The organism is Pararhizobium sp., assembly GCF_035497515.1.
In the GTDB taxonomy this organism is placed as follows: Bacteria; Pseudomonadota; Alphaproteobacteria; order Rhizobiales; family Rhizobiaceae; genus Pararhizobium.
The window spans coordinates 1-22,043 of the sequence record NZ_DATJDJ010000221.1; the positions used below are offsets into that span (position 1 = coordinate 1).

The 22,043-nt window shown below is 61.8% G+C and carries 17 protein-coding genes; 7 read left to right on the forward strand and 10 right to left on the reverse strand.

Translation table 11 applies throughout. From position 1 onward, the window contains the following. Positions 1-61 precede the first annotated feature (61 nt). Positions 62-844 carry a 3-hydroxybutyrate dehydrogenase gene (locus VL202_RS23250; protein WP_325466427.1) on the forward strand — a complete coding sequence of 261 codons (783 nt, stop codon included), beginning with the start codon at positions 62-64 and terminating at the stop codon, positions 842-844. 195 nt (positions 845-1,039) lie between these two features. Continuing rightward, positions 1,040-1,915: a dienelactone hydrolase family protein gene (locus tag VL202_RS23255; RefSeq protein ID WP_325466428.1), complete on the forward strand. Its 876-nt coding sequence runs from the start codon at positions 1,040-1,042 to the stop codon at positions 1,913-1,915. Positions 1,916-1,955: 40 nt separating this feature from the next. Here the strand turns inward: VL202_RS23255 and VL202_RS23260 are convergent, their stop codons facing one another. Then, positions 1,956-2,855, reverse strand: a complete 900-nt coding sequence (locus VL202_RS23260; protein ID WP_325466429.1) for a hydrogen peroxide-inducible genes activator — start codon at positions 2,853-2,855, stop codon at positions 1,956-1,958. A gap of 109 nt (positions 2,856-2,964) precedes the next feature. On the opposite strand from VL202_RS23260, the gene katG reads away from it, so the two are divergent. Continuing rightward, positions 2,965-5,172: a catalase/peroxidase HPI gene (katG, locus tag VL202_RS23265; protein ID WP_325466430.1), complete on the forward strand. Its 2,208-nt coding sequence runs from the start codon at positions 2,965-2,967 to the stop codon at positions 5,170-5,172. A 359-nt stretch (positions 5,173-5,531) separates the two neighbouring features. On the opposite strand, the gene VL202_RS23270 is transcribed toward katG, so the two are convergent. Further along, the gene (locus VL202_RS23270) at positions 5,532-6,482 is read right to left on the reverse strand and encodes a LysR substrate-binding domain-containing protein (protein WP_325466431.1); all 951 of its coding nucleotides are present in this window, start codon (positions 6,480-6,482) and stop codon (positions 5,532-5,534) included. Positions 6,483-6,713: 231 nt separating this feature from the next. On the opposite strand from VL202_RS23270, the gene VL202_RS23275 reads away from it, so the two are divergent. Together VL202_RS23275 and VL202_RS23280 are read left to right on the forward strand one after the other, a co-directional pair. Next, the gene (locus VL202_RS23275) at positions 6,714-7,007 is read left to right on the forward strand and encodes a DUF1127 domain-containing protein (RefSeq protein ID WP_325466432.1); all 294 of its coding nucleotides are present in this window, start codon (positions 6,714-6,716) and stop codon (positions 7,005-7,007) included. Between the two features lie 439 nt (positions 7,008-7,446). Next, a complete protein-coding gene (locus VL202_RS23280) occupies positions 7,447-9,291 on the forward strand; it encodes a calcium-binding protein (protein ID WP_325466433.1) in 1,845 nt (614 codons plus the stop codon). A gap of 92 nt (positions 9,292-9,383) precedes the next feature. Here the strand turns inward: VL202_RS23280 and VL202_RS23285 are convergent, their stop codons facing one another. From VL202_RS23285 to VL202_RS23315, 7 genes are all read right to left on the reverse strand, one after another. Beyond that, positions 9,384-11,579, reverse strand: a complete 2,196-nt coding sequence (locus VL202_RS23285) for a calcium-binding protein (protein ID WP_325466434.1) — start codon at positions 11,577-11,579, stop codon at positions 9,384-9,386. A 241-nt stretch (positions 11,580-11,820) separates the two neighbouring features. Further along, a complete protein-coding gene (locus tag VL202_RS23290; RefSeq protein WP_325466435.1) occupies positions 11,821-12,654 on the reverse strand; it encodes a DUF937 domain-containing protein in 834 nt (277 codons plus the stop codon). A gap of 130 nt (positions 12,655-12,784) precedes the next feature. Then, on the reverse strand, positions 12,785-14,158 hold the full coding sequence (locus VL202_RS23295) for a glutamate--cysteine ligase (protein ID WP_325466436.1): 1,374 nt from the start codon (positions 14,156-14,158) through the stop codon (positions 12,785-12,787). Positions 14,159-14,305: 147 nt separating this feature from the next. Then, positions 14,306-15,043 carry a 16S rRNA (uracil(1498)-N(3))-methyltransferase gene (locus tag VL202_RS23300; protein ID WP_325466437.1) on the reverse strand — a complete coding sequence of 246 codons (738 nt, stop codon included), beginning with the start codon at positions 15,041-15,043 and terminating at the stop codon, positions 14,306-14,308. Positions 15,044-15,054: 11 nt separating this feature from the next. Continuing rightward, positions 15,055-16,557 (reverse strand): inorganic phosphate transporter, encoded by a 1,503-nt coding sequence (locus VL202_RS23305; protein WP_325466438.1) that lies wholly within the window; start codon positions 16,555-16,557, stop codon positions 15,055-15,057. Between the two features lie 97 nt (positions 16,558-16,654). Beyond that, entirely contained in the window at positions 16,655-17,161 is a 507-nt protein-coding gene (locus VL202_RS23310) for an NUDIX hydrolase (RefSeq protein ID WP_325466439.1), read from the reverse strand. A gap of 251 nt (positions 17,162-17,412) precedes the next feature. Beyond that, positions 17,413-18,240 (reverse strand): FadR/GntR family transcriptional regulator, encoded by an 828-nt coding sequence (locus VL202_RS23315; protein WP_325466440.1) that lies wholly within the window; start codon positions 18,238-18,240, stop codon positions 17,413-17,415. 172 nt (positions 18,241-18,412) lie between these two features. On the opposite strand from VL202_RS23315, the gene VL202_RS23320 reads away from it, so the two are divergent. Next, positions 18,413-19,696, forward strand: a complete 1,284-nt coding sequence (locus VL202_RS23320) for a DUF3422 family protein (RefSeq protein ID WP_325466441.1) — start codon at positions 18,413-18,415, stop codon at positions 19,694-19,696. Between the two features lie 39 nt (positions 19,697-19,735). Further along, positions 19,736-21,193 carry a DUF6880 family protein gene (locus VL202_RS23325; RefSeq protein ID WP_325466442.1) on the forward strand — a complete coding sequence of 486 codons (1,458 nt, stop codon included), beginning with the start codon at positions 19,736-19,738 and terminating at the stop codon, positions 21,191-21,193. Here the strand turns inward: VL202_RS23325 and VL202_RS23330 are convergent. Then, on the reverse strand, positions 21,141-22,037 hold the full coding sequence (locus tag VL202_RS23330) for a LysR family transcriptional regulator (RefSeq protein WP_325466443.1): 897 nt from the start codon (positions 22,035-22,037) through the stop codon (positions 21,141-21,143). The genes VL202_RS23325 and VL202_RS23330 overlap by 53 nt on opposite strands. Positions 22,038-22,043: the final 6 nt, after the last annotated feature.

A 22,043-nucleotide genomic window follows, 5' to 3' on the forward strand; every position in this document is an offset into this window, starting at 1 on the left:
CCTGACGCTGGGCCTCGGCGAAGTGGTCCATGATTATCTTGCAAACTAGGGAGTTAGAACCATGAAACTCAAGGACAAGGTCTGCATCGTCACCGGCTCGGCCAGCGGCATCGGTCTGGCAATCGCGAAGAAATATGTCTCGGAAGGCGCAAAGGTCGTCATCGCCGACCTGAAGCTCGATGCGGCCGAAGCGGCGGCGAAGGACCTGACGGCCACTGGCCCCGGTGAAGCAATCGGTATTGCCATGGACGTCACCAGCGAAGAGGCGGTCAATGCCGGCGTCGCAGCGGTCGTCGAAAAATGGGGCAGGGTGGATGTGCTCGTCTCCAATGCCGGCATCCAGATCGTCAACAAGATCGAGGATTATGCCTTTTCCGACTGGAAGAAGATGCTGGCCATCCATCTCGATGGCGCCTTCCTGACGACCAAGGCCTGTATTCCCCACATGAAGGCGCAGAAAGGCGGCGCGATCATCTATATGGGCTCGGTACATTCGCACGAGGCCTCGCCGCTGAAATCCGCCTATGTCACCGCCAAGCACGGCCTGCTTGGCCTTGCGCGCGTTGTCGCCAAGGAAGGCGGGCCGGACGGCGTGCGCGCCAATGTCCTCTGCCCCGGCTTCGTCAAGACGCCGCTGGTCGAGAAGCAGATCCCGGAACAGGCACAGCGGCTCGGCATTTCCGAGGAAGAAGTGGTCAAGAAGATGATGCTCGGCGGCACGGTCGATACCGAGTTCACCACCGTCGAGGATGTCGCCGAAGTGGCGCTGCTGTTTGCCGGCTTCGAGACCAATGCCCTGACCGGCCAGTCGCTGGTCGTCAGCCACGGCTGGTACATGCAATAGGCACCGGCGGGGTTCGGACGGTCACTGCCGGATCACGTTTACGTCAAGTTAACGGTTGAGCCGTTGCCTCCGGCTCTCCGTGCCGCAATTCTGTCAGTCTGGTCCCAGCGATCTGCCGGACGTTCAGCATTGCCCGCCACAATCATACGCGCGCCGTCGCGATTGCGAGATGCGCGTCAACCCGGAGGAACAACCATGGACAAGCCCGTCATCACCCAGGCGATGATCAATGCCTATGACGAATACACCCATCTTTCCCTCGACCGTCGCGGCTTCATGCAGAAGCTTTCCATCCTGACCGGATCGGTCGCAAGTGCTGCCGCGATCGCGCCCTTGCTTGCCGCCAACAGCGCCCAGGCTGAAATCATCCCTGAAGCCGACCCGCGCGTGAAAGCGGAGGACATCACCTATCCCGGCGCCGGCGGCGATATGAAGGGCTATCTGGTGCGCCCGGCCGATGCCTCCGGCAAGCTCCCCGCCGTCATCGTCATCCACGAGAACCGTGGCCTCAATCCGCATATCAAGGACGTCGCCCGTCGCATGGCGCTGGAGGGGTTCGTGGCACTGGCACCGGACTTTCTGTCTCCCGCCGGCGGAACGCCGTCCGACGAAGACAAGGCGCGCGAAATGATTGGTGCGCTCGACGGCAAGCAGACCGTCGATAATGCCGTCGCGACCGTCACCTTTCTGGACGGGCACGATGCGACCACCGGCAAGGCCGGCGCCATCGGCTTCTGCTGGGGCGGCGGCATGGTCAACAAGCTCGCCGTCGCATCGCCGGACCTGAAGGCCGGAGTCGCCTATTACGGCGCCCAGCCGCCGGCCGAGGACGTGCCGAAGATCAAGGCCGCACTCCTGCTGCACTATGCCGGCCTCGACGACCGCATCAATGCCGGCATCGACGCCTACAGACAAGCCCTGACCGACGCCGGCAAGGACTTCACCATCCAGATCTACGACGGCGTCAACCACGCCTTCAACAACGACACCTCCGCCGCCCGCTACGACAAGACCGCCGCCGACCTCGCCTGGGGCCGGACGGTCGAGTTCTTGAAGGCGAAGGTGGTGTAAAGGGTAATTTCGCAAGCTTCCGCGATATCGAGTTGCCGCCTCACCCCAGCAACTCCCCCGCCGCCGCCTGCACCAGTGCCGCCAGCGCCTGTTGGTCGCTGTCGCGGCCGCTGCGGTTGCGCCAGATCAGGCCGATCTGGCGGGATGGTTGGGGTTCGGCGAAGGGGACGATGCGCATGCGGTTGCGGGTTCGCTCGTCCTTGACGGCGATTTCCGGAATGAGCGTGATGCCCATGCCATGGCTGACCATCTGCAATAGCGTCGCCATCGATGTTGCACCATAATTGGCAACGCTCCGACCGGCATTCGTGCCGCAGACGGCGAGCGCCTGGTCGCGCAGGCAGTGGCCTTCTTCCAGCAGCAACAGCCGGTCCATGTCCACCTGCGCTTCCGTCATCGGCGAGACCAGCACGGTGTTTTCGTCCTCGGCGCTGGCGATCAGGAAACGGTCCTCGAACAACGGGCGCGACTGCAGGCTGTCGTCACCATGCGGCAGCGCGACGATGGCGCAATCGAGCTTGCCGTGCTTGACGTCATCAACACAGCCGGTCGTCAGAAGTTCGCGCAGTTCCACGTCCAGGTTCGGATAGCGCTGCCGCATCATCGGGATGAGTTTGGGCACGAGATAGGGCGCGACGGTAGGGATGATCCCAAGTCGCAGGCGTCCCTCCAGCACGCCGGTCGACTGCCGCGCGCGGTCATGCAAGGCATCGACGGACAACAGGATGGCGCGGATATCCGGCAGCAGCGCCTCCCCCTGTCGCGTCAGCAGGGCGCCGCTGCGGTTGCGTTCGATCACCTTGACGTCGAGATGACGCTCCATTTCGGCGATCTGCGCAGACAGAGCCGGCTGGCTGACATTGACCATTTCGGCCGCCCGCCCAAAATGTCGCGTGGTCGCCAGGGCATCGAAATAACGCATTTGCCGCAAGGTGATCATGATAGGTTTATCTTATCGATAACTCCATTAAATACAATTGGAAATTATGAAACTTTTGAGGGATGTTGCGGCGGAACCCCAGACAATTCCATATCAACAGGAGGCACACATGGACGCCAAGGTCGAAAAAACGGGTAAGTGTCCGGTCATGCACGGCTCGCTCACCAGCAATGCGGGCGAGGGTACGTCGAACCGGGAATGGTGGCCCAACCAGCTCAACCTGAAAATCCTGCACCAGAACTCGGCCCTGTCCGATCCGTTCGGCGCGGCCTTCAACTATGCAGAGGCGTTCAAGACGCTCGATTTCGCCGCCGTCAAGCAGGACATCTTCGCGCTGATGACGGATTCGCAGGAATGGTGGCCGGCCGATTTCGGCCATTACGGCCCGTTCTTCATCCGCATGGCCTGGCACAGCGCCGGCACGTATCGCACGGGCGATGGCCGCGGGGGCGCATCGTCAGGCACGCAGCGTTTCGCGCCGCTCAACAGCTGGCCGGATAACGTCAACCTCGACAAGGCCCGCCGCCTGCTCTGGCCGATCAAGCAGAAATACGGCAACAAGCTCTCCTGGGCCGACCTTCTGATCCTTGCCGGCAATTGCGCGCTGGAATCCATGGGCTTCAAGACCTTCGGCTTCGCCGGCGGCCGTCCGGACGTCTGGGAGCCGGAGGAAGACATCTACTGGGGTGCCGAGCGCACCTGGCTCGACGACAAGCGCTACAGTGGCGAGCGCGACCTGGAAAACCCGCTGGCGGCCGTGCAGATGGGCCTGATCTACGTCAACCCGGAAGGCCCGAACGGCAATCCGGACCCGATGGCGTCGGCCCGCGATATTCGCGAAACCTTTGGCCGCATGGCGATGAACGACGAGGAAACCGTGGCGCTGATCGCCGGCGGTCATACTTTCGGCAAGACCCATGGCGCCGGCGATGCGGCGCATGTCGGCCGCGAGCCGGAAGGTGCCGATATCGAGCAGCAGGGTCTCGGCTGGGCCAGCAGCTACGGCAGCGGCCATGGTGGCGACACGATCTCCAGCGGTCTCGAAGTCACCTGGACCTCGACCCCGACGAAATGGAGCAACAACTTCTTCTGGAACCTGTTCGGCTATGAATGGGAGCTGACGAAGAGCCCGGCCGGTGCGCATCAGTGGACGCCGAAGCATGGCATGGGTGCCGGTTCCGTGCCGGATGCCCATGACGCCTCGAAGCGCCATGCGCCCTCCATGCTGACGAGTGACATCGCGCTCCGTGTCGATCCGGCCTACGAGAAAATCTCCCGCCGGTTCTATGAAAACCCGGATCAGTTCGCCGACGCCTTTGCCCGCGCCTGGTTCAAGCTGACCCATCGCGACATGGGCCCGAAGGCGCGTTATCTCGGTCCGGAAGTCCCGAGCGAAGACCTGATCTGGCAGGACCCGATCCCGGCCATCAATCATGTCCTGGCCGATGACGCCGATATCGCCTCCCTGAAGGAGAAGATCCTCGCCTCCGGCCTGTCGGTCTCGCAGTTGGTCTCGACCGCCTGGGCGTCCGCCTCGACTTTCCGTGGTTCGGACAAGCGCGGCGGTGCCAACGGCGCCCGCATCCGCCTTGCTCCGCAGCGTCATTGGGAGGCAAACCAGCCCGACCAGCTCGGCACGGTGCTTTCGGCGCTCGAAGCGATCCAGACCGCCTTCAACGATGCCCAGTCCGGCGCCAAGAAGGTCTCGATTGCCGACCTGATCGTGCTCGGTGGTGTTGCAGCCGTCGAAAAGGCAGCCAGGGACGCCGGCCACGACGTCTCGGTTCCCTTCACGCCGGGCCGCACCGATGCCACGCAGGAAGAGACCGATGTCGAATCCTTCGCGGTGCTCGAGCCGGTTTCGGAAGGCTTCCGCAACTATCAGAAGACCGCGTTCACGGTTTCGGCCGAGGAACTGCTGATCGACAGGGCCCAGCTCCTGACGCTGACCGCTCCGGAAATGACGGTACTCGTCGGTGGCCTTCGTGCGCTGAACGCCAATGTCGGCCAGTCCCAGCATGGCGTCTTCACCAAGAGCCCGGAAACCCTGACCAATGATTTCTTCGTCAACCTGCTCGACATGGGCACGGTGTGGAAGGCTGCCTCCGTGGACAAGGACGTCTTCGAAGGCCGTGACCGCAAGACCGGCGAGGTCAAGTGGACGGCGACCCGCGTCGATCTCGTCTTCGGCTCGAACTCGCAGCTGCGCGCCCTTGCCGAAGTGTACGGCCAGAGCGACGCCAGGGAAAAGTTCGTCCGCGACTTCGTTGCGGCCTGGACCAAGGTCATGAACGCCGATCGCTTCGACCTGAGCTGATCGGATAGCGACAATCGAGACGGCCGCTGCCGGAAATGGTGGCGGCCGTTCTGCGTGAGATTGAGACTGGGCTCCGCGAGGCGCCCGGTTTTTTTGGTATCAACGCCTGTTTTGAATACAATCCGCAAACAAGACCAAAAATGGTTCATCGCCCCATCTTGGGCTCGGGCGCGTCTTCGTCTATAAAATCCCCGCACTGGCGATCAAGCCTTTGCGGCTAATGGCTATTTCAATAACCATTCCCTAATGTAGCGTACCTTTTCGGGTGCATTTGCCATCATCGCAATATTGACTGCATAAACAAAGCCGCGCCCCTTCTGCCGAAAGGGCGCGGCTTTTAAATTGCCGTGATGAGCGGCTTACCAGCCCGGCAGCATATGGCTCTGGCGCAGGCGCGGATAGCGCGGGAAGCTCTTGATGTCACCGTCGAGATCGTCGCCCGCGCTGTTCGGGGTGATGTTGTCGAGGCAAGCGGTGATGTGGTTGGTGATCGCGTTCGACAGGGACGGCGACAAGCCCGGCCGTTTCATGATGCCGATCTGCACCGGAGCAAGCGCCGGAAAGCCGTCCGCCTGCGTCAGAACCTTCATGCCAGTGCGCAAAGCCGATTCCGGCAGGACCGAAACCGCCATGCCGGCGAGCACAGCCGCCGCGACGACGGTCGATGACCAACTGGTGAACAGGATGTTGTATTCCTTGCCGGTCGCATCGAGCGCCGAGCAGGCGGCCTGGCGCCACTGGCAATCGCGTTTTCCCACGGCAAGCGGCACGGGCGCGTTTTCCGGCAGCGGATGATTGATCGAGCTTACCCAGCAGAGCGGCTCGGTGCGCACGACATCGGAGGCGCGGGCGCGCGGATTATGCGTCACCAGCGCTATGTCGAGTTCGCCCTTCGCCATCTTCTCGGCCAGATCGACCGAGGGCTCGCAGACGATGTTCAGCTCGACATTCGGATGCGTCTTGGCAAAACGGACGATGATCTCCGGCATGTAGCGGTCGGCATAATCGTCGGGCGTGCCGATCCTGAGCATGCCTTCCAGCCGGTTGTCGTCGAAGGAGGCGATCGCCTCGTTGTTCAGCCGGATCATCCGCCGGGCAAAGTTCAAGAGCCGGTCACCCTCCGTCGTTAGCCGGTTGCCGCGGCCGTCCTTGGCGAAAAGCTGCTTGCCGATCCGCTCTTCCAGGCGTCGCATCTGCATCGAAACGGCTGACTGCGTCTTGAAGACCCGATCCGCCGCCTTGGTGAAGCTACCGGTGTCGGCAATGGCCACGAATGTCTGCAATTGGTCGATATCGAGAGGTGCCGCCATGGCCCAGGTCCTTCAAAAGAGTAACCTATAAAATTGTTTGATGAATATCATTAGAAACATTCGTTGGACTGATCAATAAGGATTTGCGAATTTGAGTATGCAAAACGCATCAAGCAACCGGCGCAGTGCCTCAGGCGGCAACCGGATCACCATCAAAGTTTTAGAATTTCAGCGACCTTTGCGCGTCCAGGGACGTGCGGCGCTGACGTGCACGGAAAAAGGAGCAGGACCATGCGCACGACCGATTCCACCCTCGATCTCAGCCTGACCGGGAAGCTGACCGCCGCATCCCGTCTGACGGGGCTGACGGGCGTGATGAAGTCGGTCTGGCGTCTGCTGCGAAACCGAAATGCCATCGGCCGTCTGGACGATCTCGACGATCATCAGTTGCTCGACATGGGGCTGAGCCGCCACGAGGTGCGCGAAGCCCTGACGTCATCCTTCTTCGAGGATCCCGGCCGTCACCTGACTGCCGCTTCTCGCAACCGCGCCAATATTTTCTACAGGAATGCGCGCAAAGATTGACGTGTTTCACTGCTGCAGTATGGTGTCGGGCGACCGGAGCACCAGCAGCTTCAAAGTTTTGTTGCGCTCCTCATGCGTCGAAAGACGCGCCGCGCAACAGGGACGCGCAGCCGCCTCTGCGCGTTACCGTTCCCCGCAGGGTTGAGCCAATATGCCCTGCTGCTTGCCCGGTGCGCGGTCCCAAGCCCGCACCGGGCTTTTTCTTTTTGACAAGGTTCCCGGGTTTTAGGGCGCAGAGTGGCGCACCAACGCTCCATTGAGCATAGCCAATGGCGTGCCATTCACCCTTTGTTAAGCAGACTTTCCAGTCGTTGGGAAAACGGGAAGCGATCTCCCGCCTCCCCATTCAACAGTCCTGGATTGTTTGATATTGAATATATGCAACTTATTTTAGCATTTTATTGCATTCTTACAGTGAGTTGTCGGGAGAGGAGACATCATGGCCACTTTCACAGGTTCGAACAGCGCGGAAGTGTTTCCCGATCTCATCGTCGGCCCGGTCCAGGCGATCGGCAATGATTTCGTTGATGCGTTGGGTGGCGACGATATCGCCATCGGTTGGTCCGGCGATGATGTGATCCGTGGCGGTTCCGGCGCTGACGTGATCATCGGTGGGCTGCTGAATGCAGCCGGTGTGATAACGGATTCAGGGATCGATGCCGCCGATTACACGACATCAGCCGCAGGTGTGACAATAGATCTGTCGGTCACAGTCAGCCTCACCCTGCCGATGCTCGGCATAAACCTTCAACTCGTCAATGCTTCGCAGGGTTTTGGCGGTGACGCCCAGGGCGACTTTCTGCGAGGCATCGCCAATCTCATCGGCTCCAATACCGGCGATGACAGCCTCACAGGCACGGCGTCTGCCAATACGTTAAGTGGCCAGGGTGGCGCCGATGTGCTCGACGGGAAGGGCGGCAACGATATCGTGCTTGGCGGCGGGGGGGACGACTGGCTCATCGGTGGCGCGGGCGGTGACAGCTTGCAGGGCGGCTCAGGCTTCGACACTGCGGATTATTCGGGCTCCGTAGCAGCGGTGAGCGTGAGCCTGACATCCGGAACCGGTACCGGCGGCGATGCCCAAGGCGACGCCTTGTCCGGGATCGAGCGTTTGATCGGTTCTTCGGGCAATGATGTCCTCGCCGGCTCGGTTGGCAATGACACCATTATCGGTGGCGCCGGTGCCGATACGCTCACGGGCGGCGGTGGTGTGGATACGCTCGACTATTCTGGCTCGGCCGCAGCCGTCGATGTGAACCTTTCCAACGGCACCGGTTCGGGCGGCGATGCCCAGGGTGATGTTTTGGCCGGGTTCACCAATCTCACCGGCTCTGACTTCGACGATCAACTCACCGGTGCGGGAACCGGGATACTGGAAGGGCAGGGCGGTAACGACACCCTGCGTGGCGGGACGACGCTAAACGGCGGCGCGGGCAATGATACCCTGATCGGCGGAACGGCTGCCGAAACGCTGAACGGCGGCGATGATAACGATACGGCAAGCTATGCTGCGTCGTCCGCTGGGGTAACCGTCGATCTTGGGCTGTCAGGGTCTCAGGTGTCGTCCGGGGATGCCAGCGGCGACACGCTGATCGGCATCGAAAACCTTCGCGGCTCGGTCTTTTCGGATACTCTCATCGGCGATAGCGGCGACAATATCTTTGCTGACGGTGGGGCAGGCGGGGCCGATACCCTGCAAGGCGGAGCCGGCAACGACAGCTATTCGGTCTACAATTCCGCAGCCTTGATTGTCGAGGCCGGCGGTGAGGGCGTGGATCGCGTGAGCGCCGGAACGAACTATGGGCTGGCAAGCGGCGTCAGTGTCGAATTGCTAAACACGACCTCCCTTCACGCCATCTATTCCGTCGATCTTACCGGAAACGAATTCAAGCAGTTGGTGCGCGGCAATGACGGCGCCAATGTGATCGACGGTGGAGGGGGCAACGATCTGCTCTGGGGAATGGGCGGCGCGGATACGTTCCGCTTTTCGACCGCACTGGGCGTCGGCAATGTCGATAAGGTCGCCGATTTCAATGCCCTTGATGACCAGATCGAGCTCGACGGCAGCATTTTTTCCGCACTCGATCCCGGTGCGCTGGACGCCTCCGTGTTCAAGGATAATGGGCTGGCGGCGCGGGATGGAGATGATCGTATCATCTACAATTCGAACACAGGTTCGCTGTTCTACGACGCCGATGGTTATGGTTCGGCCTTCTCCGCGATCAAATTTGCCTCGCTTTCTCCTGGGCTCGGCCTGACAGCTGCCGATTTCATCGTCGTCTGATCGTGGCGCGGCGTTTGCCGTTTTTCATGGGGAGGGCCTCCGCCTTTGCCGGAGGCCCGAAAGTTCGGTAACGCCGAAGGAAGTCGTGCCTCTCAGATCAGCACGAAGTCGGCCGAGGTCAGGCCGGAATTGACACCGGACGTGTTGTCGATGACGGCGAACTTGATCGCCCCATAGGTCCCGCCGGAGCCGTCGCGATCGTAGAAGAGTTCGCCGGTCGTGCGATTGTAGATGATCCTGTCGCTGGGATCGATCGCACCGCTGCTCAGTTCCTTGAAGGCGGTCGAGACGATCGTGCCATTGAGGTTTTTCGCGATGTTGACGAAAATCGAGTCTTCCAGCCGGATCGTGTCGTCCAGCCGGACATAGTCGTTGATCGTGTCGACATTGGTGCTGGCGTTCAGGGCCGTGTTGAAGACGAAGTGGTCCTTTCCGCCGCCGCCGGTCAGAAGGTCGTTGCCGGTCGCGCCGTTCAACACGTCATTGCCGGCGCCGGCAAGGACCCTGTTGGCGGTGGAATCCGTACCGGTCAGGTTGTCGGAATGGGCGCTGCCCTCGATGTTCTCGATCGAATTATAAGTGTCCCCCTTGGCCTCGCCGGTATTGGCAGCCGGGCTTTTCAGGTTGACCACGACACCGGCGGTCGCCGCCTTGTAGGAGGCTGTGTCGGAACCGGTTCCGCCTGACAGATAATCCGCACCCAGGCCACCGGTCAGGGTGTCGTTGCCTTCCTGGCCGCTGAGCGTGTCATTGCCGGCGCGGCTGTCCAGCGTGTCATTGCCTTTGCCGCCGTAGATCACGTTGGAAGAACTGTTGGCAAACAGTGTGTCGTTGAAATCGGAGCCGATCAGGCGCTCGATCGAGTTGTAGCGATCGCCGGCGGCCTCGCCGAGATTGTTGGCCGGGATGACGAGATCGGCAGTCACGGCGGCAGCCGCAGTGCTGTAGGAAGCCAGATCGACGCCGGTTCCGCCGCTCAGGTAATCGCCACCCTTGCCGCCTTCCAGCGTATCGTTGCCCGCCATGCCATAGAGGAAGTCGTCGCCATCGAGCCCCTGGACGGTGGCGCCCTCGATCCGGCTGGTCAGCACGTCCTTGCCGCTGGTACCCTGGATCGGGCTTGTGCGCGGATCGAAGATGGTGAGCAGGATATCCCTGTCGCCGCCATTGTCGGCGGTGAAGGTCGCGACGAAACGACCGTCGTCGAGCAGGGAGAACTGCATCTGAGAGGGGTTGCCGGTCGTCGCCAGCGTGAACGCGGTGCCGACTTCCTGGCCGGAGACGTTGAAGCGTTGGCCTTTCAGACTGTGCGCCGTGCCATCGCTCCAGCCGAGAACGAAGCCGCCGTCTGCGAGCGCCGTCACGGTCGGCGCGCTACCGGCGCCGGACGTCTCGCGCAGCACTTCGACGCCGGCAACGCCGGGTGCGGAAAAGTAGCGGGCGACCGCACCGGGCGCGCCGGGGCCGGCATCGGAATCCGTCCAGGCGATGACGAAGCCGCCGTTCGACAGCGTCGCGATGACTGGCTTGGCGGCCGTGCCGAGGTCGGTGCTGGCCACGAGCTTCTGGGTCAGGACGCCGGCGCTCGTGCGCACGGAATACCAGATCTGGGTATAGTCCGTGCCGGCGCCGATGGTCAGGTCGCGCTCATAGGCGACGATCAGGCTGCCGTTTGAAAGCACGGCGAGGTCAGCCGCGCGGGTGGCTTCCGCCGTCGTCTCGAAGTTGATCAGCGTGCCCGCCGCCTGGTTGGCAAGGATATGACCGACAATATTGGAAGCGGCGCCATTGTCGCTCTGCTCATAGACGATCGCCGCATCGCCATTGGCGAGCGCAACGATCGACGGCGCGCGTTCGTCGACCCCGGGCGGGCCTGCAAAGTTCTGTCGCAGGTCGATATTGTGGCTGAAACTGCCATCGGCGTTGTAATAGTCGATGTTGATGTTTTCGCCGTCTCCGATCGGAACGGCGTCCGTCGTCTGGTAGGCGACGGCGAAGCTGCCGTCATCGAACGAGATGATATCCGGAGCCTGCTGGTTGTCGTCGTTATAGATGAAGCCGGCGGTGAATTCGTTGCCGACCGGGCGCCCCTGCGCGTCGTAGACCTGGCCAAGCACTTCCAGGCCGGGAAATCCGAACAGACCGCCGGAATCATCGACCCAGACGACAAGGAAGCGGCCATTGGCGAGCGCGACGACCTTGGAGCCGTTTTGGGTTTCGCCATAGACCCCATCATCGGTGGTATTCACCTGGAAGCCGGACTTCCACAGCGTAGGCGTCGTCGTCATGATCATCCCCTTTTAAATATCGCCCGCTCGCCGTCTCAATTGGCTGGGAATCTACCGCTGCTACGCTCTGTTGTCGGGCGAATGCGATCGTGTCATGCGCAAGCAGTTTGCGGGCGGCTTCGTCCCGCATTTGCGCGAATTCATGTCGAATACTGGTAGAGAATATGAATTAATCTTGCCGGTATGTCGGTCTTTGTCAATCGGAGGTCGTAATATCAGGCGAGTGGAATATTATGTTTATTCAGTTCGTCGTCTTCTTCCGATACGTCTCGAACAGCCCGTCTATGCTTTTCTGATATTCCTTCTGCGCCTCGAGGCCGCTGTCGAACATGCTGTTGAACATGTCGGTGAAGGGCGCCATCGGGTTCTTGTCCGCCGGCTTTTTTTCAGGCTCGGGCTTCGCATTGGTGCCGGCGACCATCATGTCCTGGAACGCCTTGACGAACGGGTTGCCGGCAAACATGTCCGGCGCGGTCGGCTGTTTTTCCTCCGCCTTGCCCATGCCGAAGAACCCTTGCATCGCCTGCGTGAAGGGATTGTCGAACGGATTGGGCGCCGGTTCCGGTTTCCTGGCAAAGCCGGAGGCTTCGAGCCAGGGCTTCATCATCGCTTCCATCGGCGTGTTGGCAAACGGGTTCGCCATTCCGGGCATCTGGCCAGACGCCTGCTTGAACAGGCCACCCATGATCGCGCTGGCGAAGACCGGGAGCATCTGCTTGTAGATTTCCTGGCCGATGCCGGTCATCTGGGCAGCCTGAGCAGCCACCGCCCGTGACATTTCCTTGGAACCGAAAAGCTGGCCGAGGATGCCGTTGCCATCGGCCATGCCCTGCGGCGTGAAGGCCTTGCTCATGTCCTCGAAATATTGCGCGTGATTGCCGCTCGACATCGCTGTGAGGAAGGTGCCGAAATCATAGGGATTGGCGGTGTTTCGCTTGAGCGCCGTGGAGAAGGCCGGCATCAGTGCCGCCGTTGCCTTGGCCATCTGTTCCTGGGCAAGGCCGAACTGCTTGGCCATCACCTCCATGGCATTGCCGTTCTGCGCCTGCATCATCATGTCAAAAAGCGGGATCATGTCCTGTTCTCTCCTGCAGGCGAAACGACGCATGTCGTTGCACTATAACGAGGAAATGACAGGTGGAAACCGCTTTTTGATAAAGCCTGAAACCATGGATCACAGGATCATGGATAGTCGAGTGCCGGGATCAGTACTGATAGTCGGCAAAGACAGGATCGACCGAACCGTTCCAGCGGCCATTGTAGAGGGCGAGCAAATCCTCGGCAAGCGTCGCCTTCTTGGCCAGAACCTCGTCAAGAGGTGCGAGGAAGATGCTTTCGTCGAGTTCGTCGCCGTTCAGTCGCTTGCGGTTCCTGAGGCCAAGGCGCGAGATCGACAGGACTTCGCGGGCGACGTCGAACAGGGACTTGCCATCGTGCGTGGCTTTGAGGCCTTCCGCCGGGACGGCATTGCGCATGGCAAGCGTATCCTCGTAGGTCCAGTCGCGGGTCAGGTCTTCCGCTGCTGCAAGCGCTTCGTCGTCATAGAGAAGGCCGACCCAGAAGGCGGGGAGGGCACAGATCCGGCGCCAGGGGCCACCATCGGCGCCGCGCATTTCGAGGAAGCGCTTGAGGCGCACGTCCGGGAAGAGTGTCGAGAGGTGGTTGGTCCAGTCGCCCATATTAGGCTCCCAGTCGGCCAGTTCGCCCTTCAATGCGCCGTTCATGAACTGGCGGAAGGTGACGTGCGTACAGTCGTGATACTTGCCGTCGCGCACGACGAAATACATCGGTACGTCGAGCGCCCATTTGACATAGTCCTCGAAACCGAAGTCAGCATTGAAGACCGCGGGCAGGACGCCGGCGCGCTGGTTGTCGGTGTCGCGCCAGATGTCGCCGCGCCAGGAGAGAAGGCCGTTCGGCTTGCCGTCGGTGAAGGGAGAGCTTGCAAACAGCGCCGTCGAGAGCGGCTGCAGCTTCAGGGAGACCTGCATCTTGCGGCGCATGTCTTCTTCCGATGAGAAATCGAGGTTCACCTGGATCGTACAGGTGCGGTACATCATGTCGAGGCCCTGCGTGCCGACCTTCGGCATGTAGCGGCTCATGATGTCGTAGCGGGATTTCGGCATGCGCGGGGTGTCTGCCAGCGTCCATTTCGGGCTGCCGCCGATGCCGAGGAAACGGATGCCGAGCGGTTCGGCGATCTCGCGCAGTACGGCAAGATGCTGGTTCGATTCCTTGCAGGTCTGGTGGAGGTTTTCGAGCGGCGCGCCGGACAGTTCGAACTGGCCGCCTGGCTCCAGCGAAATCGCGCCATGGCCGGACTGTTCGGCAAGGCCGATGATGTTGCCGGCGTCGATGATCGGCTCCCAGCCGGTCTTTTCCGCCATGCCGTTCAGAAGTGCGGAGATACTGGCCTCGCCGAAATAGGGAACGGGGCTGTTGTCGGCCTTGAAGAAGGCGAACTTCTCATGCTCCGTGCCGATGCGGAACCTGTCCTTCGGCTTGTTACCCCCAGCCAGATATTCGGTCAGTTCTGCGACGGAGCTAACCGGCGTCTGGTCGGTGGTATCTCTGGCCATGGGCGTCTTCTTTTGAAAGGGCTTGAACCTGCCGGGCGGCAGAATTCAGGAGGGTGATTGAACCGGTTTCAGATGTGGTGCAAGTGAAATTCTTTCAAGCCCGGTTCAATTTTTCAACACCTTGCAGGCGCGAAAATGTCGCAGTCGTTATTGCCAGTCGCCGATGGCTGCCTGGATCACCGCCATGGCCGCGACGGCGGCGGTATCGGCGCGCAGGATTCGTGGTCCAAGCGGAATCGCTGTGACGAAATCCAGTCCGCGCAACAGGCTGCGCTCCGTATCGGAAAAGCCGCCCTCCGGGCCGATCAGCAATGCGTGTTTGCGCTCCTTGATCGCGGCAAGCACCGGCAGCGGATTCTGGCCGGCGTCACCCTCGTCGCAGAAGATGATTCGACGGTCGGCCGGCCAGCTTTCGAGCACGTCCTCCAGCCTGCGCGGTTCGGCCACGGCGGGAATGCCGAGCACGCCGCATTGTTCGGCTGCCTCGATGACATTGGCGCGGACGCGGTCGAGATTGGTGATCTTGCCCTGGACATGCTGGGTCATCACCGGCTGTAGCAGGCCAGCACCCATCTCGACGGCCTTCTGCACCAGATAATCCAGCCGCCCGACCTTCAGGGGGGCGAAAAGATAGTGGAGATCGCAAGGGGCGGGCTGCGGCCGTGTCTGCTTGACCGTGGTCAGGAAGAGGCGCTTCTTCGTCGGAAAGGACAGTTCCGCACGCCACTCCCCATCATGGCCGTTGAAGGCCAGGACCGCATCACCGGTTTCGAAGCGCAGCACATTGACGAGATAGTTGAACTGTTCCTTCGAGGCCTCGTAGATCGTGCCCGTTGCAAGCGGCACATCGACAAACAGCCGCTGCATGCGGAAATTGGCGCGCATAGGAAACGTCCTTAGATGAAGAGGGCGGCGAAGATGAAATAGACAACGGACGACAGCAGGGCGGAGACCGGGACGGTGATGACCCAGGCGCCGACAATCGTCATGAAATGCGAACGCCGCACCAGCCGGCGTCGGTGGGTTTCCTCGGGGCTGTGCCGCACACGCCGCTCGAAATCCGTCTGACCGGTTTTCTTTCGGACATAGTCCAGCCGTCGCGTGGAGTTGCGGGTATACCATTCCCGGAAGAAGCCGATGCCGAACACCGCACCGACCGCCGTATGGGTGGTGGAGACGGGCAGGCCGAGCGACGTGGCGATCAGCACCGTGATGGCCGTCGCCAACGCCACGCAATAGGCGCGCATCGGGTTGAGCTTGGTGATCTCCTCGCCGACGACGCGGATGAGCTTGGGGCCGAACAGCAGGAGGCCGCAGGAAATGCCGAAGGCGCCGATCAACATGACCCAGAGCGGAACATAGGTCGTCTTGACGATCGCCAGCCCGTTGACATTGGCGACAATCGCCGACAACGGGCCGACGGCATTGGAAACATCGTTGGCGCCATGGGCAAAGGAGAGGAGCGCGGCCGACAGGATCAGCGGCATGCGAAACAGCTTGCGCAGAGACTGGTTGCGGTTTTCCAGGCCCCGAGCCTGGCGAGCCACCCAGGGCCGGCTGACGAGGATGGTGACGGCTGCGACGGCGATGCCGATCAGGATGCCCCTGGTGAGCGAGACAGCGACGACTTTTTCCAGAGCGATGACCGCGAAATAGGCAGCGAAAGAGCCGGTCATCGCCGAGATCAGGAAGGGCGTCCAGAAGAGGGCCGCCGTGATCTTGTCTTCACGGTAGATGATGAAGGTCTTGACGAACGCCAGCAGAAGGGCGGCGATGCCTCCGCCGAGAATGGGCGACACCATCCAGCTTGCGGTTATCCCGGCAAGCGATGTCCAGTGGATCGCCGAGACACCGGCGGCGGCGACACCGGAGCCCAGGATGCCGCCGACGATCGAATGCGTGGTCGAGATCGGAGCACCCGACCAGGTGGCGATGTTGATCCAGACGGCGGCGGAGACCAGCGCCGCCATCATCACCCAGACGAAGGAGATACCGGTCGGCATCATTGCTGCGTCGACAATGCCGGCCTCGATGGTGGAAACCACCCGTCCGCCGGCAAAGACGGCGCCGGCAATCTCGAAGACGGCGGCGATGACGAGCGCCATGGCCATGGTGATTGCCTTCGATCCCACGGCGGCGCCGACATTGTTGGTCACGTCGTTGGCGCCGATATTCATGGCCATGTAGCCGGCGACGGCGGCGGCCGCGACGATGATCAGGAAGCCCGGTTCCTCGGACACATAGGCGGCGGCGAGGATCATGCTGATCAGCATGAACAGCATTCCGAGCCCGATGCCCGCCCAGGGACGCAGTACATGATTCGTCGCCTGCTCGTTGAGCGTCACCTTGTCGAGGTAATTGTCGAGTGTCGGCTTTTCGAGGCTCGGGAGCGGTTTCACCGTCTTTTCTCCATTCATGCAGGCGACGGGCTGTCCGATCCGAACTATGCCCGGCAGGCCTTACGTCACGCTATCCGCTTGGTCGGATGGCGAGCGCCTATCGCGCCATCGATTGGGGAGCGGGATGCATGGTGGCCAGTAGCCGCTTCTCGAAATCCAGGATCAGATCCTTGAGCATCGGTTCGGCGACCCGTTTGGCAGCCTCATCGAATGTCACCCATTCGATTTTACGGCTGCCCTTTTCGGGGAAATTCTTCAGCATGTCCAGCACGACGATCGGGTAAACCTGGACTATGCACTGAACTTTCAGCCCGTGGTGCATGCCCTTGTCATACATGTAGAAGCCGATCCGCTCCGCGCCCGCTTCGCCCTTGACGCCCGCTTCTTCGTACGCCTCGCGCGCTGCCGCCTCATGGCAGAGCTTGCCTTCCATCGGCCATCCCTTGGGAATGACCCATCGGCCGGTGTCGCGGCTGGTGATCAACAGAAGTTCGGGCGCCGCGCTTTTCTTCTTGAACCGATAACACAGCGCGGCACACTGCATTCGCACCGGGCGGCGGAACATCAGGCGTAGATTGGCTGCGATTCGGTTCAGAATGCTCAACGGCAGGGGGACCTTTCAAGAAATAGAATCATCAAAATGCAATATCGTTCCACTATGCCCGCTTCCCGCAGGCTGTAAACGAGCAGATTTTGTGAAACACATATAGTATCGCGGCGCGCCCGAAATCAGAGGGCGTGCAGCCAAGACAGTCAATCTATGTGGATTGCACCAGCGAAATGTGCCGTTCGCGCCGTCCTAGAGTGTGTTTGCGGCCTTGGTGAGGCAATGCACGCCATTTCCGAAAATCTTGATCAGCGCTCGTCGTCCGCCGCGGTCTTCAGGAGCGGGGCGGATGCCGGGCGGCCGCGCTGCTGCATGCGCAACTGGGAGATACGAGCCCATTCGCCGGAACGCTCGGCATCGCGCGTCGCGGTGATGATGAAGTCGATATGGTCCTGTGCCGCTTCGCGCGCCCGTTCCGGATTGCCGGCCATGATCGCTTCGTAGATCGCCTCGTGCTGGGCAAGCAGCCTGTCGCCGGCGCCGGGCGCTGCAAATAGAACCTCACGACTGAAGAAGATGCCACCGCTCAACAGCCGATAACAGGCGCGGAGCGTATGCAAGAGGATGATGTTATGGGCGCATTCGCCGATGGCGCTGTGCAGATCGACATCGGTCTTCAGGCCGCCCTCGGCCGAACCGGCGAGATGGGCGGCGCGCATCTCCTCCATGATCTTCGTCAGCATGTCCTTGTCGAAGCGGGTGGCGCGCCGGGCCGCCAGTTCCGCCGTCATGCCCTCGAGTTCGCGGCGATACTCGAGATAGTCCTGCGTCGCCTTCTGGTGCCGGGCGATCAGTTCGATCACCGGCTTGGAAAAGACCTGGCCGATGACATCGGCGACGAACGTGCCGCCGCCGTGATGGCTGACCAGAAGCCCGCGTGTTTCCAGCTCCTTCAGCGCCTCGCGCAGGATCGGCCGCGAGACGTCGAGCCGGCGCGACAGGTCACGTTCGCTCGGCAGGCGCTCCTGGTCGCGCAGCACGCCTTCAAGGATCAGGAGTTCGATTTGCTGGATGATTTCGCCGGAGGTTCGGCTGTGAGGGATGCGGGCAAAGGCATCGATGATGGCGTCTGTCACGGCAAATCTCCTTGGTCGCAATCTAGTCGCGCGTGCCAAAGTGGTCAAATTCTTTTGCCACTTTCCGCCGCCACGATGGAGAATGTCCGGGCTGCGTCAATGCGTCCTTTCCCTTTTGCTCGCCGTGTTGATAAGAGAGTTCTGATTGATGCGTGAGAGGGGAAAACGCTTCATGGCAAAACGCAGCTTTGCTTTTCCGTCGGCTCCAGCCCGCGCGCAGGCGCTGGGCGAGATCCATGCGCGTCCATATGCGCTGGTGCGGTCGCCGCGCGTGATCTTCCAGCTTGCCTTCATGACGGATGGCGGTTCGGGGGTCGATCATGCCGTGCTGTCCGATCTGTCGCGCGCCCGCGGCGTCTCGCCGCCCAGCCGCGACGCCAATCACCACGCCCTGTCCTGGGGGCAGGGCACGTTGCGCTGGGAGCGGCACACCGAATTCTCGACCTATTTCTGGGACGGCGAGATCCCCGATCGTTTCGGCGACGAGGTTACCACCCATCCATTTGGCGACGGTTTCTTGCCGCCCGGCACGCTGATCTCCGGCATCCGCCTGGAAATCCGCCCGGATACGCCGGAAACGCGCGCCGCCATGAACGCCTTCGATCCGACCAGCCTCTGTTACAGCGACGTCAAGGACGGCCAGGCCGTGGTGCTCACCGATTTTCGCCAGAATGGTGATGGCCTGACGCCGATCCTGGTCATCGATCGCGGCATGACGGAAGCAGGCACCGGCGCGCTCGTCCAACGGTTGCTCGATATCGAAACCTATCGCACACTCGCCATGGTCGGCCTGCCCCTGGCGCAATCGCTGTCTCCGGATATCCGCCGGATCGAGGACGGTCTGACCGGCGTCACCCAGAGGATGCGGACATCCGCCCGTGAAAGGGCCGACGAGATGCTGTCCGAGATCACGCTGCTCGCCGCTGAACTGGAAGCCGGCGCTGCCCTCAGCCTCTATCGCTTCGGCGCCAGCCGCGCCTATTACGGCATTGTCCAGGAACGTATCCGATCGCTGACGGAAACCGGCGTGCCCGGATACGAGACGCTCGGAACCTTCCTGGAGCGGCGTCTGGCACCGGCAATGCGCACATGCCAGTCGGTCGAGGAGCGTCAGGCCAACCTGTCGCGCAAGCTGACCCGCGCCACGGCCTTGCTTCGAAGCTGGGTCGATGTCGAATTGGAGCGGCAGAACAGCGTCCTGCTAAACTCGATGGATCGGCGCGCCAAACTGCAGCTTCGCCTGCAGCAGACCGTCGAAGGCCTGTCGGTCGCCGCGATCTCCTATTATGTCGTCGGCCTGTTCGGCTATCTCGCCAAGGCGCTCGAAAGCGAGGGCCTGCCGGTCAAGTCGAGCGTGCTGACGGGGTTTTTCGTGCCCGTCGCCGTCATCGTCATGTGGCTGGTCGTGCGTGCGATCCGCAAACATCATGCAGACGAGGACCGGGAAAGCCTTTAAGTCTGGGGCTTATTGAAAGAGATTCGGTCAGTTCTGGGCATGGCGAAAGCAGCGAAAAAGGCGAAACTGGACCGGGACGGGCTGACTGTCCTCGGTCTCGACAAACTCATCGAGCTTGCGCTGGATGAGGCGGCGCTCAATCCGTCCTTCAAGAAGCGCCTGAATGCGGCACTGGCCGGCATCGGCGGCGGGGCGGGTATCGCCAAGCTGGTGGATAGTCGTCTCGCCATGCTGGAAAAGGCGACCTCACGCATCCGCTGGCAGAAGGAACGCGCCTTCGGCAATGACCTCGAAAGCATTTCCGCCAGCATCATCAAGGAGTTCGGCGCCGCCGATCCCGGCATGGCGCTGGAGCGGCTGATCCGCTTCGTGCTCGGCTATGACGGCCTCGCGGAGCGCGTCAACGATTCCAGCGGCCGCATCGCCGGCATCTATGCCCAGGCATGTGCCGCCGCTTCCGATCTTGCGCAACGGGCATCGTCCGAGCAGCAGGCGCATATCCCGACACTGATGACGCCGGTGCTTGCCGGCATGGACTATCATGGTTTCCGGACGCTGCTCGCGGTGCACATTGCCGCTGGGCTGTCTGCGGAGGTCCTGAAGTCATGGGATGCTGCATTGGCGCCTGTGATGAAACTGCCGGCGGGCAGCCCGCTTCTTCCGGCGAGCGTGCATGTGCGGCGTGCCATCGCTGATGCGCTCGGAGACCTCGATACTTACGTCGCTATCGAGGAGGCGCTGCCGGATACATTGCGCGAGCCGACGGTGGTTGCCGAGCGACTCCATGCCGTCGGTCGGTTTGCCGAAGCGCTGGCTTGGGTGCGGCGACCCCGCAAGTCCCGTGTCGGTTTCATGCGTCGGAGCGATGTGTTCCAGGGCGGCCTCAAGGCGCTTCCGGACAAGGACCAACTCGAAGCAGCCATCCTCGAAGGCATGAAGGACCGGCCATCCGCGCAGGCGCTGCGCTGGAAGATCTTCGAGAAGAACCTCGATGTCGAAATTCTGAGGGAATACATCGCCAAGGCCGGGGATTTCGAGGAATTCGAAGCCCTCGACAGGGCCTTTGCCTTTGTCGAGGACCATCGCGAGCCGCATGCCGTGTTGCGCTTCTATCTCGCCTGGCCAAGGCTCGATCTTGCTGCGCGCTACGTCATCCGCCGCTGGGGTGTCTGGGAAGGGGAGTTCTACGAATTTCTCCTGCCGGCCGCCGAAGCCTTCGAGGCGGATTATCCAGCCGCCGCCACGGCGCTCTACCGCGCCCTGCTGGAACGCATCGTCGGTCGCGGCCTGCTCGAATTCTACGGGACGGGCGCGGACTATCTCGTGAGGCTGGCTGCGCTGGCCGCGCGCCCCGGTGGCAACGACGGGCTGATGCCGCATGAGGACTATGTCGCCGATCTCAAGCGCAAGCACGCCCGCCGCTATGGCTTCTGGGATAAGGTCGCTACCGCTCCCAGTAAGGCTCCGGCCCGTAAAGGCCCGCCAGGTAATCGATGAACAGCCGCACCTTGGCCGGCAGGAACTGGCGGCTGGGGTAAAGGGCGGAGACGAACAGGTTGCGGGAACCCTCCCATTCGGGCAGGACCTGCACCAGCTTTCCCGATTTCAGGTCGCCGCCGACATCCCATGTCGAGCGCAGCGCAATGCCGGCGCCGGAGAGAACCGCTTCGCGTACGACTTCCGAAGAGTTGGTGATCAGCCGGCCCTGCGGCTTGTAACTCAGCGATCCATCAGCGCTTTCGAGCTTCCAGGTATCGTGATTGTGCTGGCGCAGGCAGATATGGCGGCCGAAATCGTCGACCGTTTCCGGCATGCCGAAGCGGGTGATATAGGCGGGTGACGCGCAGAGGATACGTCGGACCGGCGCCAGCTTGCGGGCGACCAATGTCGAATCGCTGAGTTCGCCGATCCGGATCGCCAGGTCGAAACCCTCGGCGACGATGTCGGAAAACTCGTCCGAAAGGACGATATTGAGCACGAGGTCCGGATGATCCTCGATGAAGCGGGCGAGATGCGGCGCGACATGCATGCGGCCGAAGGAGGTGGGGGCAGTGATGCGCAATGTTCCGAGCGCCTGTCCCGATCGGCCGGAGGCAAAGGCCTCGGCATCCTCGATGCCGGCCATGATGCCGAGCACGCGGTCATGGAATCCTTGGCCCGCCTCGGTCAGCGATATCTGACGCGTCGTCCGCTGGAACAGCCGGGTGCCGAGCCGATCCTCGAGCCGCTTGATCCGCTTGGAGATGACGGCGGGCGAAAAGCCGAGTGCCCGTCCGGCTGCCGACATGCTGCCGGTCGCCACGACGCGGGTGAAGACCTCAAGATCGCCCAGATTTGTCATCAATCT